The following is a 17,349-nucleotide window of genomic DNA, read 5'->3' on the forward strand; positions in this document are numbered from 1 at the left end:
GACCGAGACCACGACGTACTCGACCTGGGTGGCGATGGACCGTGCCGACGGTTTCGTCTCGCATATCGGCAAGCCGGTCGCCAACACCCGCATCTATATCGTCGACGCGCACCTGGAGCCGGTACCGGTCGGGGTGGTCGGCGAGCTGTATATCGGCGGCGAAGGCGTGGCGCGGGGTTATTTGCACCGTCCCGAGCTGACCGCGGAACGCTTCGTCCGCGACCCCTTCGTCGCCGACGAAGCCGCGCGCATGTACAAGACCGGCGACCTCGGCCGCTGGCGCGCCGACGGCACCATCGAATATCTCGGCCGCAACGACTTCCAGGTCAAGATCCGCGGCTTCCGCATCGAACTCGGCGAGATCGAGACCAAGCTGGCCGCTTGCGACGGCGTGCGCGAAGCGGTGGTGGTGGCGCGCGAAGGCGAGGGCGGCGACAAGCGCTTGATCGCTTACGTGGTCCTCGCTCACGGCGTCGAGCTGTCGGCCGCGAGTTTGCGCGAGCAGCTGTCGCGCAGCCTGGCCGAGTTCATGCTGCCGAGCGCCTTCGTGACCCTGGCGGCCTTGCCGCTGACCCCGAACGGCAAGCTCGACCGCAAGGCCTTGCCGGCGCCGGGCGACGACGCGGTGATCCGGCGCGATTACGAGGCGCCGCAGGGCGAGATCGAGACTGCGCTTGCGCAGATCTGGTGCGAGCTGCTCGGCCTGGAACGAGTCGGCCGCCACGACCAGTTCTTCGAGCTCGGCGGCAGCTCGCTGGTCATCACCCGGCTCGGCTTCGAGATCCGCCAGCGCTACGGCATCAACGCCAACGTCGGCGAACTGTACGGGCGCCAGGCCTTGAAGGACATGGCCGCGTTCGTCGAACAGCAGTCGCCGCGCCTGCGCCGCGAAGCCGATGACGCCACCGTCATCGAGTTCGACTTGTAGCCGCAGACGCAAATACCGCAACACGCGAACGATCACCTTCTGGAATGGAAACGGCAAGGAACATGAGCATGCAGCAGCGCTACTACCTCAGGGAAAACGTCTATTTCGAACCGCTGGTTCTGAAGTGGTACGCCTGGCCCTATCTGCTGCCGCCGGTCAGCGCGGCGATGAACATCACCGGCCGCAGCCTGCGCCTGATGAAGTCCTTCGTCGCCAATCACCAGTTGCATCTGGCCGCGAGCAAGAACCCGGAATTGTCGGGCGGCGACTTCGTCAATTGCAGCGAAGACCAGCTCGACAACGTGCGCGGCCTGATCCACGACATCGAGCATACCCACCAGGACTATCTGGACCTGCGCAAGGCGGTGGCGAAGCTCAACGAAATGCTGGAGCAGGCCAAGGGTCTGTCGCTGGAGCCGCTGTACGCGCAAGTGCCGGAAGCGCTGCGCGGTTACGTCGAGCTGATCTACGACATGAACCACAATGCCTCGTTCCGCCTGATCGAAGGCTTGATCTACGAGAGCCCGCTGTACAAGCCCTTGGCGCAGAGCGTCTCGCTGGGGCTGCTCGGCAAGGTCAAAGAGCGTCCGTTCGTGCTCAGCTCGCCGCGCCTGCCCGACGAGAATCATCTGCACGTCGAGGTGCCGTTCGCCCACGACTTCATCGACGGCCTGTTCGCCGCGCGCGGCACCCCGATCGAGCGCGCACAGATCGACCGGCTGTTCGAGGGCGTCGGCCTGCAGGGCGGGCTGACCGTCGACGAACTGTTCACCACCGAGCCGCCGCGGGTGACCCGCGCGCCGTTGGAAGGACGCTTGCGGGTCAGCTACCTCGGCCATGCCGGCCTGCTGCTGGAAACCGACCGCACCAGCATCCTGGTCGACCCGATCATCGCCGTGCGCGACGAGGCCAACGGCGACCGTGTGCTGAGCTTCAGCGAGCTGCCCGAGACCATCGACTACGTCTGCCTGACCCACACCCACATGGACCACGTCTGTGTGGAGACCCTGCTGCAGCTGCGCCACAAGATCGGCGAGGTGCTGGTGCCGAAGAACGGCGGCGGCAGCATCGTCGACCCCTCGATCAAGCTGATGCTGCAGACCATCGGCTTCAAGGTGCGCGAGTTCGAGGACATGGAGACGTTGGACTGCGTCGACGGACGCATTCGCGCGATCCCCTTCCTCGGCGAGCACGCCGACCTGCACATCCGCTCCAAGACCGCGTGGTACTTCGAGTTCGCCGGGCAGAAGATCTTCTCCGGCGCCGACTCGTCGAGCCTGGACGAGCGCATGTACGAGCGCATCCAGAAGGTGATCGGCCACATCGACCTGCTGTTCATCGGCATGGAATGCGTGGGCGCGCCGATGAGCTGGCTGTACGGCTCGTTATTCACCAAGCCGATTCCGCGCGAGATCAACGAGTCGCGCCGTTTCAACGGCTCCGACTGCGCCTCGGCGCAGAAGATGATCGAGATCTTCAAGCCCTCGCAGGTCTACGTCTACGCGCTCGGCATGGAGCCGTGGTTCAAGTACTTCATGGGCATGGACTACACCGAGGACGCGCGCCAGATCCAGGAATCGAGCCAGTTGCTCGAGTTCTGCGCAGGCCGCCAGGTGCAGTCCGAGCGTCTGTTCGCCAAACACGTCTGGAACTTCAACTGATACGCACGCCGCGGCGGCTGAAGGCGCGGCGGCCAGGGATGCAACCTCGAGCGGTCGCCGGTAGCGGCGACCCCACAGGATCACAGGGAATTAGCTAATGTTTCTTTTCGAGCTGGTGCAGTACGTCGAACAAAACGGCATCGACATCAAGGTCGTCGACGGCAAGTTGCGGATCACCGGCGACCAGGCCTTGCTGACCGACGAGGTCAAGGCGACGATGAAGCGCTACAAGGCCGAGCTGTCGTCCTATTACGCGCGCCTGTCGCAGGACGCGATCGCCGCGCGCGGCGGCGAGGGTTCGTATCCGCTGTCGTTCGCCCAGCAGCGCCTGTACTTCCTGTACCAGTACGATCCCGAACTGACCAGTTTCATCCTGCCGATGGAGCTGGAGCTGCGCGGCGAACTCGACGTCGCCGCGTTCGGCGAGGCGGTCGCGGCGGTGGTCCAGCGCCATCCGATCTACCGCACCACCTATCGGGTCGAGGCCGGCGTGCCGCGCCAGCGTTTCGACGCCGGGCGCAGTTTCCAGATCGCCTTCAAGGATCTCACCCAGGCCTCCGAGGCCGAGCGCGAGGCCGGCCTCGCCGAATGCCGCCGCGACGTCTCCGAGCGCCCGTTCGACCTCGGCGAAGAACTGCCGCTGCGGGTGCACCTGCTCAAGCGCGGCGCCGGCGCCTACACCTTGCTGGTCGGTTTTCACCATATCGCCACCGACGAGTGGTCGATCCAGCAATTCGTTCACGAAGTCTCGCGGATCTACCGAGACCGCGGTCATGCGCGGGTCGCGGTCGAGCCGGTGTCCTACCTCGACTACGCCGCCTGGCAGGTCGAGCAGTACGAGGCCGGCGGTTACGAGGTGTCGCGTTCGTACTGGCAGCACCAGCTCGACGGCATCAAGGGCGTACTGGAACTGCCGCTGGACTTCCCGCGCCCGGCGCTGCAGAGCTACAACGGCGCGCAGATCGCCCGCCATGTGCCGGACGAACTCGGCCGCAAGGTCGCTGCCTTCGTGCGCGGCCGCGGCCTGCCCGAGTTCGGCTTCTACCTCGGCGTATGCCATCTGCTGCTGAACAAACTCAGCGGCGAGAACGACATCGTGGTCGGCACCGACGTGTTCGGCCGCGATCACGCCGACCTGCGCGACATGGCCGGCTTCTTCGTCAACCAGCTTGCCCTGCGCAGCCAGATCCACCCGGAAACCCCGGTCGGCGAGTATCTCGGCCAGGCCGGCCTGGCGGCTATGGACGCGCTGCGCTATCAGGACATGCCCTTCGACAAGGTCGTCGACGCCCTCGGCATCGAGCGCGACGCCGCCTATTCGCCGGTGTTCCAGGTCAAGTTCCTGTACGAACGCGCGGCCCGCAAGCTGGAACTGTTCGACGACGTGGAAGCCAGCGAACGCGCCTCGTTCGGCACCCGCTCGCAGTACGACCTGACCCTGAAAGTGCAGGGCGAGCAGGTCATCGCCTACTACAACACCGACCTGTTCCGCGCCGGCACCGTCGAGGCCTGGCTGGATCTGTACCTGGCCTTGCTCGATGAGATCGTCGAGCAGCCGCAGCGCCCGGTCGCCGACCTGTTGCAGGGCACTCTGGCGCAGCGCTATGCCGCCTTCACCCAGGGTGAGCAGCGACCGGTCGATCACGCCGACCTGTTCGCCCGCATCGACGCCTCGGTGGCGGCGGATCCGCAGGCCATCGCGGTGCGGTCGGTCGACGGCGAGGCCAGCTATGCGCAGTTCGACGCGCGCGTGCGCCAGATCGCCGCGCGCTTGTTGGCGATGGGCATCGCCAAGGGCGACAAGGTCGCCGTGCACCTGGACCGCTCGATCGACCTGGCCGCGGCCACGGTCGCGGTGATGCGCGCCGGCGCGGTGTTCGTGCCGCTGGACCCGAGCTATCCGCGCGAGCACATCGACTACACCCTCGGCGACAGCGGCGCCGGTGTGGTCGTGACCCAGTCGAGCCTGGCCGACCACCTGCCGGAGTTCTACGGCTTCGTCCTCGATCTCGACAGCCTGCCGACCCCGAGCGCCGACATCGCCGCGCCGGCCTATCCGGCGCTGGGCGCGGAAGACATCGCCTATCTGCTCTACACCTCCGGTTCGACCGGGCGGCCGAAGGGCGCGCTGATCCCGCACGGCGCCTTCGCCAATCTGTGCGACTGGTACATCCGTTTCTGCTCGCTGGACGCGGCTAGCCGGGTGCTGCTGATGATCCCGATCGGCTTCGACGCCTCGATCAAGAACATCTTCGCCCCGCTCATGGCCGGCGGCACTCTGGTGCTGGCGCGCCCGGACCTGTTCGATCCCGAGTCGCAATTGCGCCAGATCGAACAGACCGGGGTGAGCCTGATCAATTGCGCGCCGAGCGCGATGTACGCGCTGGTCAAGCACGACGCCGGCAACCGCTACGAATCGCTGCGCAGCCTGCGCCTGCTCGCGCTCGGCGGCGAAGCGCTGGACCTGAGCCTGCTGCGGCCGTGGCTGGGCAGCGAGGCCTGCAATGCCGCGCTCGCCAACATCTACGGCCCGACCGAGTGCACCGACATCTCGGTGGTCTACCAGGCCGGGCGCGAGGAATGGCTGCAGCGCTCGCAAGTGGTGATCGGCCGGCCGATCCAGAACGCCCAGGCCTATATCGTCGACGCCGGCCTGCGTCTGTGCGCACCGGGCGTGCCGGGCGAGCTGGTGATCGCCGGCCGCGGCGTCGCCGCGGGCTATCACAACCTGGACGAAACCACCGCGCGCAGCTTCGTACGCACCGCGCTCGCCGATTCGCCGGTCTACCGCACCGGCGACGTCTGCCGTTACGACGAAGACGGTCAGATCGTTTACCTGGGCCGTCGCGACGGCCAGATCAAGATCCGCGGCAAGCGCGTTGAGACGGCCGAGATCGTCGCCCAGCTCGCCGCCTTGCTGCCCGCGCGCAAGATCAGCGTGCAGCTGTACTCGGCCAACGGCATGGAACTGCTGCTGGCCTTCGCCGACGGCGGCGCCGCCACGGTCGGTGCCGACGAACTCAAGCAAAGTCTCGCCCAGCGGCTGCCGCGGCACATGGTGCCGGCGCAGATCCTGTTCGTCGAACGCATGCCGCTGACCCCGAACGGCAAGATCTGCAGCAAGTCGCTTAGTGCGGTGTTCGAGGCGCAGCGCGCCAACGCCGAAGCGGTCGACGAGACCCTCGACGAGACCGAGCGCCTGATCGCCTCGGTCTGGGAACAGTTGCTCGGCGTGCAGGGCATCGAGCGCGGCTCAGACTTCTTCTCGCTCGGCGGCGATTCGATCTTCTCGATCCAGCTCGTCGCCGAACTGCAGGCGCACGGGATCAAGGTGTCGGTCGCCGACATCTTCAAGCATCCGACCTTGGGGCAGCTGGCCAGCCTGGCCGCGCGCAACGCCGCCGCCGAGCAGGTCGTCGAGGCCGGCGCCGAGGCGTCTGCCATCGCCGACGATGCGGTGCTGGCGCCGTTCGCGCTGCTGGCCGCGGCCGATCGCGCGCTGCTGCCGGAAGGCCTGGAGGACGCCTATCCGGTGACTTCGCTGCAGCACGGCATGATTTTCCACGGCCTGCTCGACAGCGATCTGTCCAACAGCGGCGGCTCGACCTATCACGACGTGTTCTCGTTCGAGCTGAGTTTCGATGCCTTCGACGCGCAGGCTTTCGTGCGCGCGATCGGCGACGTCGTCGCCCGCCATCCGGTGCTGCGCACCGGCTTCGACCTCGGCCGCTATTCGGTGCCGCTGCAGCTGGTGCATGCGCAGGTGGCGCCGAACATCGACCAGACCGACCTGCGCGGGCTCGATGAGGCGGCGCAGGAGCGCGAGGTGGCGCTCGCCATCGCCGCGATCAAGGCCAAGGGCTTCGCCCTCGACGGGCCGAGCCTGATCCGCTTCACCGTGCTGCGCAAAGCCGAGCACTGCATCCAGCTGGTGATCGACGCGCATCACGCCATTCTCGACGGCTGGAGCATGGCGACCCTGCAGCGGCAGGTGTTCGAGTGCTATCGCGCTTACCAGACCGGCGCCGAGACCGCGCCGAGCTTCGACAGCGGTCGTTCGCGTTTCGCCGATTACGTCGTCCAGCTGGCCCGCGAAGAGGCCGACCCGGCCAACCGCGCGTTCTGGGACGAGTGCGGCCGCCGCGCCGGCCAAGGCCGCCTGGCCGCGGTCGCGCCGAACGCAGCGGCGCGCGAGCATCGCGAGATCCGTCTCGACGCCGCCCTGGCTACGCGCCTGGACGAGCTGGCCGTGCGCGAAGGCGTCGCCGTGCGCACGCTGCTGTTCATGGCCCATGCCTGCACCCTGCGGGCGATGATCGGCGCCGACCGCGTCGTCACCGGCCAGACCGACAACGGCCGCCTGGAAACGCGCGGCACCGAGAACGTGCTCGGCCTGTTCCTTAATGTATTGCCGCAGACCGTCGAACTCGGCGGCAAGCGCTGGCGCGAGCTGGCCGCGGCCGTGCACGAGGCCGAAACCGCCAGCCGCGCCCACCGGCGTTATCCGCTGGCCTCGATCCTGCAGCGCCATCCTGCGCTCGCGGTTGACTCCTTGTTCACCTACACCAATTTCCGCGTCTCCAACCCGCTGACCCGCGAGGCCTCGCTGCGGGTGCGCGAAGGCGAGCTGTTCGAAGAGATCAATTTCGGCCTGTCGCTGCACGCCAACGGCAATCGCGAAGACGGCTACACCGTCATCCTCGATGCGCGTTTAAACCTGCAGCCGATCCACATCGAGGCCTTGCTGCGTACGTACGTCGAAGCGCTGGAGGCGATGACCGCCGATTTCGACGCCGCCATCGCGCCGTTGCCGGCCCAGCGTCTGCCGGTGTTCGCTCATGGCCAGGACGGCGCTGCGCATGCGCTGTTGCGTTTCGACACCGCGCTCGACGCCGAGGCGCTCGACGCGGCCGCGACCGAGGTCGTGCAGCGCGCCTTCGGCGCCGTTGCCGGACCGGCCCTGCATCTGCTGAGCCCGGCCTTCGCCGGCGGCCAGGACGAGCAGGCCTGCATCGACATCGCCCTGAGCCAGATCGGCGCCACCGATGCGCCGCTGACCGTCGCCGCCTATCGCCGCGACGGCCTGCAGATCCTGGTATTGCGCGTGTCGCCGGCCTTGACCGCGGCCGATCCGGATGCGGCGAGCGCCTTGATCGCGCGTTATCGCATGTTGAGCGGCGACGGCGCCGCATTGTCGGCGCGCGCCGGCAGCGCCGCGCCGTGGCGCGATGCCGGTGTGTTCGATCGCGACCGCGCGTATTGGCAGGCTCAGCTCGACGGCGCGCCGGTCGCACTGGCGTTGCCGAGCGATCGCCCGCGCAGCGTGGCGCCGGATCAGGTCTACGCTTCGGTCGAGGTGGCCGTGCCTGCATCGAACGCCTCGGCGTTGCGCGCATTCGCCGTGCAACAGGCCGCGCCGATGCCGGCCGTGCTATTGGCGGCATGGACCGCCTTGCTGTCGCGCTGGAGCGGGCAGGGCGAGGTCGTCACCGGCTTGGCCTCGGCCGGCTTGACCAACGAAGTCGCGGCCCTGCGCCTGGACCTGCACGACGACCCGAGCGTTGCCGCCGCGATCGCACGGGCCGCCGCCGTCATGGCCGATGCCGCCGCACATGCCGAACTGCCGTTCGCCCAGGTCGCCGAGGTCGTGCGCGGCCGTGGCGAGGCCTTGTTCGAAGTGTTGCTGGCGCTCGACGGCAGTGCAGCGTCGCTGTCGTCGCAGCCCGGGTTGGCCTTGTCGCTGGAAGTCGCCGATACCGCCGAAGGCATCCGTGGCCGTCTGCATTACGCGCAGGCGCAGTTCGACCGCGCCAGCGCCGAACGCATGGCCGGCCATCTGACCACCATGCTCGCCGCATTCGCGCAGGACGGCGGACGCAAGCTCAGCGGCTTGCCGCTGCTGTCGGCGCCCGAGCGCGAGCAGGTGCTGTTCGGCTTCAACGACACCGCGACGGTAGCGGCGCCGGAGCGGCTGATGCACCGCCGCTTCGAGCGCCACGCCGCCTCGCAGCCGGATGCGGTGGCCCTGATCGACGGCGAGGCCTCGATCAGCTACGCCGAACTCAACCGCCGCGCCAACCGCATCGCCCATCGCCTGATCGCCCTGGGCGTTAAACCCGACGACCGCGTGGCGATCTGCGTCGAACGCAGCGCGGCGATGGTCGCAGGCCTGCTCGGCGTGCTCAAGGCCGGCGGCGCCTACGTGCCGCTGGACCCGAACTATCCGTCCGAACGCCTGGCCTACATGCTGGACGACAGCCGCCCGGCGGCGCTGCTGACCCAGGCCGGGTTGCGCGAACGCCTGCCGCTCGGCGAGCCGGCGCGCCTGCCGGTGCTGGCGATCGACGAGCTGATCGCGGTACCGGGCGAGGGCGAGTCGCACGACCCCGATTCGCGGTCGCTGGGGCTGACCCCGGCGCATCTGGCGCAGGTGATCTACACCTCGGGTTCGACCGGCCAGCCCAAGGGCGTGATGGTCGAGCACCGCAACGTCGCCGAACTGATCCGCACCCACATCGCCCACTGCGCGCTGCAGCCCGGCGACCGCATGCTGCAGTTCGCTTCTTACTCGTTCGACAGCTCGGTCGTGGAAATCTTCCCGACCCTGTCGGCCGGCGCCACGGTGGTGCTGCGTCCGGCGCACCTGGTCGCGCCCGACGCCGAGTTCGTCGACTTCCTGAGCGCGCAAGCGATCAACATCGCCGATCTGCCGACCGCGTTCTGGCATCAATGGTCGCAGACGGTGTCGGAAGGCCGGCTGTTGCCGGCGGCGAGCCTGCGCCTGGTGGTGGTGGGTGGCGAGAAGGTCGAGCGCCGTCATCTGGCGCAATGGTTGAACGCGCCGGGCCTGCGTTGCGGCCTGCTCAACACCTACGGCCCGACCGAGGCCACGGTGTACGCGACCGCGGCGCTGTTCGCCGATGCCTCGAAGTTGCCCGAACATGAGGTCTCGATCGGCCGCCCGGTCGCCAACACCCGCGTTTACATCGTCGATGCACACGGCCAACCGGCGCCGATCGGTGTCGCCGGCGAGCTGTGCATCGCCGGCGCCCAGGTCGCACGCGGCTATCTCGGACGCGAAGCGCTCAGCGCCGAGCGTTTCCTCCGCGACCCCTTCGTCAGCGCCGATTCCGATCCGGTCCAGGCGCGTTTGTACAAGACCGGCGATCTCGCCCGCTGGCGCGACGACGGCAGCATCGAATACCTCGGCCGCAACGACTTCCAGGTCAAGATCCGCGGCTTCCGCATCGAGTTGGGCGAAATCGAAGCGGCGCTGTCGGCCTGCGCCGGCGTGCGCGAAGCGGTGGTGATCGCCCGCGAGGACGTGCCCGGCGACAAGCGCCTGGTGGCGTATGTGGTCGCCGCCGCAGAGGCCGCGACGACTGCGGCGCAGTGGCGCGAGCAACTGGCGCGCTCGTTGGCCGATTACCTGTTGCCCTCGGCGATCGTGCGCCTGGACGCGCTGCCGCTGACCGCCAACGGCAAGCTCGACCGCAAGGCGCTGCCGGCGCCGGACGACGCGGCGATGGCTGCGCGTGCGTATGCCGAACCGCAGGGCGAGGCCGAGGCCGCGCTGGCCCAGGTCTGGCAGGACTTGCTCGGCCGCGAGCGGGTCGGCCGTAACGATCATTTCTTCGAGCTCGGCGGTCATTCGCTGATCGCGGTGCAGTTGGTCACGCGTCTGCGCGAGAGCCGCGGCGTCGAGCTGTCGCTGCGCGACGTGTTCGCCCGGCCGGTGCTCGCCGACATGGCCCAGAGCCTGCGCGGCGCCCGCGCCGCGGCGTTGCCGCCGATCCTGGCGGCCGACCGCGACGCGCCGTTGCCGCTGTCGTGGGCGCAGCAGCGCCTGTGGTTCCTCGACCAGCTCGACTCCGCCGCCGGCGCCGCCTATCACATGCCGGCGGCGCTGCGCCTGAGCGGCCGCCTCGACCGCGCGGTGCTGCAGGCCACCCTCGACCGCGTCGTCGCACGCCATGAAATCCTGCGAACCTGCTTCGTCGCCGGCGACGGCGAGCCGGTGCAGTCGATCGCGCCGGCCGACTGCGGCTTCGTCCTCGACGACCTCGACCTCAGCGGTCTCGATGCGCAGGCGCGCGAGCGCGAAGTGCAGAGCCTGTCGGCGGCGGAAGTGCGCAAGCCCTTCGACCTGTCGACGGGGCCGCTGATCCGCGGCCGCCTGCTGCGTCTGGTCGCGGACGAACACGTGCTGCTGCTGACCCAGCACCACATCATTTCCGACGGCTGGTCGCTCGGCGTGTTGGTCGACGAGGTGTCGGCGCTGTATGCCGCGTTCGCCGAAGGCCGCGCCGATCCGCTGCAGCCGTTGCCGGTGCAATACGCCGACTACGCGGTGTGGCAGCGCCAGTGGCTGCGCGGCGATGCGCTGGAAGCGCAGATGGGCTATTGGCGCGAGCACCTGAGCGGCGCGCCGGCCCTGCTGGAACTGCCGACCGACCGGCCGCGTCCGCCGGTGCAGCGCTACATCGGCAGTACCCGGCGTTTCCGCATCGACGAGCAGACCGCCGACGGTCTGCGCGCCTTGTCGCAGCGTCATGGCACGACGTTGTTCATGACTTTGCTGGCCGGCTGGTCGCTGCTGTTGTCGCGCTTGAGCGGCAGCGACGACGTGGTGGTCGGCACCGCGGTCGCCAACCGCCGTCGCGGCGAGGTCGAGCCCTTGCTCGGCTTCTTCGTCAACACCCTGGCGCTGCGCGTCGACGTCGGCGACGACCCGACCGTCGCTGAACTGCTGGCGCGTACCCGTGCGGTCATGCTCGGCGCCTACGAACACCAGGACGTGCCGTTCGAGCAGGTCGTCGACATGCTGCAGCCGGCGCGCAGCCTGGGTCACAACCCGGTAGTGCAGAACATGCTGGTGCTGCAGAACACCCCGACCGGCACCCTGCAATTGCCCGAACTGAGCCTGAGCCTGATCGACCAGCCGCGCGACGAGACTTTGTTCGACCTGTCGCTGGAACTGATCGAGAACGAAGGCGGCCTGGACGGCAGCCTCGAGTACGCCAACGATCTGTTCGACGCGGCCACCATCGAACGTTGGTCGCTGCATCTGCAGACCCTGCTGCGGGCGATGGCCGAGGGCGAACAGCGCCGCATCGGCAGCCTGTCCTTGCTGAGTGCCGACGATCGCCGTCTGGTGCTGGAATGTTTCAACGAGATCGGCGGCGATGCGCCGATGCCGATGCATGAAGGGCAGACCGTGCACGGCCTGTTCGAGGCCCAGGCCGCCCGCGATCCGCAGGCCACTGCGGTCGAGTACGAGGGCCGTGCGCTGAGCTACGGCGAACTCAACCGCCGCGCTAATCGCGTCGCCCATCGCCTGATCGCGCTCGGCGTGGCGCCCGACGACCGCGTCGCGATCTGCGTCGAACGCGGCCTGGAGGCGGTGGTCGCGGTGTTCGGCGTGCTCAAGGCCGGCGCGGCCTACGTGCCGCTGGACCCGGCCTATCCGCCGGAACGCCTGGCCTATCTGGTCGGCGACAGCGCGCCCAAAGCCTTGCTGACCCAGAACGCGCTGCGCGAGGCGGCCTGGTCGCTCGACGAGCACGCTCCCGACATCGCCGTGCTGATGCTCGACGACGACGAGACCTGGGCCGCCCAGCCCGAGCACGACCCGGTGGTGAGCGCGCTGACGCCGTCGCACTTGGCCTACGTGATCTACACCTCCGGTTCGACCGGTGAGCCCAAGGGTGTGATGGTCGAGCACCGCAACGTGCTCAACCTGTGGTCGGCGTTCGAACGCGAGGTGTTCGCCGACTGCGCGCCGGGCGCGCGCCTGGGCCTGGACGCGGCGCTGTCCTTCGACGCTTCGGTGCAGTCGCTGGTGCAGTTGCTGTCGGGCCGTTGCATGGTGATCGTGCCGGCGGCGATCCGTGCCGACGGCGCGGCGTTGATCGAGTTCCTGGGCCGCGAACGCATCGACATCTTCGACTGCACGCCGGCCCAGTTCGAGGCCTTGCTCGCCGCCGGTCTGCTCGACGACACGGTTTCGGGCGGCAAGCGCCCGGGCACGATGTTGGTCGGCGGCGAAGCGCTGCCCGCCCGTGCCTGGGAAGCCGCGGCGGCTTCGTCGATGCGCTGCTACAACGTCTACGGCCCGACCGAATGCACGGTCGACGCCAGCTATGCGCGGATCGAAGCCGGGGTCGCGCCGCACATCGGCCGGCCGCTCGCCAACACCCGCATCTACGTGCTCGGCGGCGACGGCGAGCCCTTGCCGGTCGGCGTGGTCGGCGAGATCCACGTCGGCGGTGCCGGCGTCGCCCGCGGTTACCTCGGCCGTGCCGAACTGAGCGCCGAACGCTTCGTCCGCGACCCGTTCGCGGCCACCGCGGGCGCGCGCATGTACCGCACCGGCGACCTCGGCCGCTGGCGCAGCGACGGCACCCTGGAGTACGTCGGCCGTAACGACTTCCAGGTCAAGCTGCGCGGCTATCGCATCGAGCTCGGCGAAATCGAGGCGCGTCTGTCGGCCTGCGCCGACGTGCGCGAGGCGGTGGTGGTCGCACGCGAAGACCAACCCGGCGAGAAGCGCCTGGTGGCCTACGTGGCGCCGCGCGCGGCGGCCAAGGACGAGGCGCTGGAGGAGTTGCTCGACGGCCAGGTCGCGCAGTGGTCGGACATCTTCGACGACCAGGGCGAGGAGGAGACCGTCGAGCAGGCCGACTTCGGTTTCGACCTGACCGGCTGGAACAGCACCTACACCCGCGAGGCGATCGCCAGCGAAGGCATGCGCGAATGGCTCGACGGCACCCTGGTGCGGATCGAGGCGCTGCAGCCGCGGCGGGTGCTCGAGATCGGCGTCGGCACCGGCATGATCCTGTGCAACATCGCGCCGCGCTGCGAGCGCTACGTCGGCACCGACCTGTCGGTCAAGACCGTGGCCAAGGTCAACCACCTGGTCGGGATCACCCCGGAGCTGAGCGGCAAGGCCGACGTGTTCCAGGGCGAGGCTACCGACTTCTCGGCGATCCACGGCGAGTTCGATACCGTGGTGATCAACTCGGTGGTGCAGTACTTCCCGAACCTGGCCTACCTGGAACAGGTCATCGCCTCGTCGATCGGCGTCACCGCCGCCGGCGGCAAGTTGATGATCGGCGATGTGCGCCACCACGGCCTGATGCCCTCGTTTCATCTGTCGGTGCAAGCGTTCCAGTCGCCCGACAGCCTGTCGGCGACGCAACTGGGCGACCGCGCCGCGCAGAAGATGCGCGGCGACATCGAGTTGCTGATCGACCCGGTCTGGTTCCACGCCCTGCGCGATCGTTACCCGCGTATCAGCGCGGTGCGCGTGCTGCCCAAGTTGGCCCGCCATGAGAACGAAATGTCGGCGTATCGCTACGACGTGGTGCTGACTATCGACGGCGAGCGCGACGAGGTGTTCGCGATTGACTGGCAGGATTGGGGCGACGAAGGTTTCGATGCGCAACGCCTGCAGCAGCGCATCGACGCGGCGAGCGAGTCGGTGCTCGGTCTGCGCGCGATCGCGCATCCCTGGGCCACCCCGTATCAGCGCGCCTGGCAACGCCTCGGCGCGGGCGAGGGCGGCGCCTCGGTCGCTGCGATCAAGGCCCAGGCCGCGATCGACGCCGGCCATGGCGCGTTGTGCGCCGACCTTGAGGACTTCTGCCGCGAGCGCGGCTACAGCCTCGATCTGAGCTGGGCGCCGAACGCGCAGGGCGGCGAATACCACGCCCTGATCGGTCGCAACGGCCAGACCCTGCATTTCGATTGGCGTAGCGAGATCGCGGCGGAGCAGTTGCGCAAGGACGAAGCCGGTTTCGCCCACGACCCGCTCGAAGCCAAGTGGCGCAGCACCTTGCCGGGCCGCCTGCGCGAAGTGCTGGCGGCGCAGGTGCCCGAGTACATGGTGCCGAGCGCGTTCATGCTGATCGACCGCTGGCCGCTGACCGCCAACGGCAAGCTCGACCGCCAGGCCCTGCCGGCGCCGGACCGCATCGCGGTGACCGCGCGCAACTACGAGCCGCCGCAGGGCGAGGTCGAGGAGACCATCGCCACGATCTGGCAGGAACTGCTCGGCTTGGAACAGGTCGGTCGCCACGACCATTTCTTCGAGGTCGGCGGGCATTCGTTGCTGGCGGTGCAGGTGATGGCCCGCGTGCGCGAAGCCTTCGCGGTCGACGTGCCGGTAGCGGAGTTGTTCAAGTCGCCCGAGGTCGCACTGCTGGCGCGGGTGGTGTTGGTCGCCAGCGTCGGCCGCTACGCCGACGAGGACGTCGAGCGCATGGCCGCCGATATCGATCAGCTCTCGGAAGAAGAACTGCGCGCCTTGCTCGAAGAGGAAAACCCGTGAGCCGCCGCGACCGCGCGGCGGCAAGGGGACGACACACCATGGAACAACTAGCGATGGAGATGCGGGATGTCTAAGGAATCGTCGGCGGACATCGAGCTGCTGAAACTGGAACTGCTGCGGCGCCGGCTCAACAAGTCGGCGACCCCGGCCGCGCAGCCCGACGGCGCGCGGCCGATCGCGCGTGCCGATCGCGACGGCGAATTGCCGTTGTCGTGGGCGCAGCAGCGCATGTGGTTCCTCGACCGGCTCGACCAGGCGGCCGGCGAGGCCTATCACGTGCCGGCAGCGCTGCGCCTGAAGGGCCGGCTCGACCGCCTGGCCTTGCAGTCGGCGCTCGACCGCATCGTCGCCCGCCACGAAAACCTGCGCACCCGCTTCGTCGGCGTCGACGGTTCGGCACGACAAGAGATCGCGCCGGAACAGATCGGCTTCGTTCTGGTCGATCACGACCTGCGCGCATTGGCGCCGGCCGAGCGCGAAGCCGAGGCCACTCGGATCGGCCGCGACGAAGCGCTGGCGGCGTTCGATCTCGCCGCCGGCCCGCTGATCCGCGGCCGCCTGCTGCGCGTCGGCGACGACGAGCACGTGCTGCTGGTGACCCAGCACCACATCATTTCCGACGGCTGGTCGATGGGCGTGTTGGTGCGCGAAGTCAGCGCGCTCTACACCGCTTTCACTCAGGGCCGCGCCGACCCCTTGCCGGCGCTGCCGGTGCAATACGCCGACTACGCGGTGTGGCAGCGTCAGTGGCTGCAAGGCGAGGCCTTGCAGAAACACATCGACTTCTGGCGTTCCCACCTGGGCGGCGCGCCGACCCTGTTGGAACTGCCCGGCGACCGTCCGCGCCCGTCGCTGCAGAGCTATGCCGGCGACCGCATCCCGGTCGCGTTGCCGGCGGCGCTGACCGCGGCCCTGCGCGCGTTGTCGCAGCGTCACGGCACCACCGTGTTCATGACCCTGCTGGCCGGTTGGTCGGCGTTGATGTCGCGCTTGAGCGGTCAGGACGAGGTGGTGATCGGCACGCCGGTGGCCAATCGCGCCCGCACCGAACTCGAACCGCTGATCGGTCTGTTCATCAACACCCTGGCACTGCGCGTCGACCTGCGCGACGACCCGACCGTCAGCCAGTTGCTGGCCCAGGTCAAGGCCACCACGCTCGGCGCCTATGCCCACCAGGAGCTGCCGTTCGAGCAAGTGGTCGAGGCGCTGGCGCCAGAGCGCAGCCTCGGCCACAGCCCCTTGTTCCAGGTGATGCTGACCCTCGACAACACCCCCGACAGCGGCAGTCTGGCGCTGCCCGGTCTGGAACTGAGCGCGGTGCCGGCGACCAACGCCAAGGCGCATTTCGACCTGCGCCTGCTGCTCGGCGACGCCGGCGACGACCTCAGCGGCGAGCTGGAGTACTCCAGCGACCTGTTCGACCGCGCCACCGCCGAGCGCATGGTGCGACAGTGGATCGCGCTGCTGCAGGGCATGGTCGGCGGCGATGCGCGCAAGGTCGGCGAGCTGACCTTGTTGAGCACGGCCGAGCGCGAGCAGGTGCTGCGCGGGTTCAACGATCTGCGTGCCGATGCGGTGCATGACCGCACGATTCATGCGCAGTTCGAGGCGCAGGCGGCTTCCACTCCGGATGCCGAAGCGCTGTTGGTCGAAGACGAAGCACTGAGCTACACAGAGCTCAACCGCCGCGCTAACCAAGTCGCCCATCGTTTGATCTCGCTCGGTGTCAAACCCGACGACCGCGTGGCGATCTGCACCGAACGCAGCGTGGCGATGATCGTCGGCTTGCTGGGTGTGCTCAAGGCCGGTGCGGCGTACGTGCCGTTGGACCCAAGCTATCCGAGCGAGCGCCTGGCCTACATGTTGGAAGACAGCCGGCCCATCGCCTTGCTGACCCAGTCGGCGCTGCGCGCGGCGATGCCGATGCTGGAATCCTCGCCGCTGCCGCTGGTGGTGCTCGACGACGAGTCGCTGGCGAGCTACAGCGAAAGCAACCCGAGCGTCGAAGGCCTGACACCGCGCAACCTGGCCTATGTGATCTACACCTCCGGTTCGACTGGCCAGCCCAAGGGCGTGATGGTCGAGCATCGCTCGGCGGTGAACTTCTGGCGGGTGATGGGCGAGACCACCCATCGCGAACTGACGAAGCCGTCGCGCGTGGCCTTGAACGCCGCGTTCTCGTTCGACATGTCCTTGAAGGGCATCCTGCAATTGTTGTCGGGCCACGCCCTGGTGCTGATCCCGCAGTCGATCCGCGCCAACGGCCCGGCGATGCTCGAGTTCATCGACCGTTACCGCATCGACGCCTTCGACAGCACGCCCTCGCAGTTGGAGGTGTTGCTGGCGGCCGGCTTGATCGGCAAGCCGGGCCATCAGCCGACCAGCGTGCTGCTCGGCGGCGAGCCGATCGGCAAGGCGATGTGGGACAA

Annotated in this window: 4 protein-coding genes and 1 pseudogene; all 5 read left to right on the forward strand. The window is 68.5% G+C overall.

Translation table 11 applies throughout. The features are described 5' to 3' along the window. Window positions 1-928 (forward strand): non-ribosomal peptide synthetase (locus tag EX88_RS0120610; protein ID WP_031373869.1); only part of this gene is annotated, 928 nt, incomplete at its 5' end. A gap of 62 nt (window positions 929-990) precedes the next feature. Further along, a complete protein-coding gene (locus EX88_RS0120615; RefSeq protein WP_200875880.1) occupies window positions 991-2,589 on the forward strand; it encodes an MBL fold metallo-hydrolase in 1,599 nt (532 codons plus the stop codon). 97 nt (window positions 2,590-2,686) lie between these two features. After that, entirely contained in the window at window positions 2,687-14,920 is a 12,234-nt protein-coding gene (locus tag EX88_RS0120620) for a non-ribosomal peptide synthetase (protein WP_031373871.1), read from the forward strand. A 228-nt stretch (window positions 14,921-15,148) separates the two neighbouring features. Next, a pseudogene (locus EX88_RS27515) lies at window positions 15,149-16,402 on the forward strand (condensation domain-containing protein); the annotation flags it as partial. Further along, on the forward strand, window positions 16,394-17,349 hold a 956-nt coding region (locus tag EX88_RS27520), incomplete at its 3' end, for an AMP-binding protein (protein ID WP_430536924.1). The pseudogene EX88_RS27515 and the gene EX88_RS27520, both read left to right, overlap by 9 nt.

The sequence above is a fragment of the Lysobacter antibioticus genome, from assembly GCF_000731095.1.
Taxonomy (GTDB): domain Bacteria; phylum Pseudomonadota; class Gammaproteobacteria; order Xanthomonadales; family Xanthomonadaceae; genus Lysobacter; species Lysobacter antibioticus_B.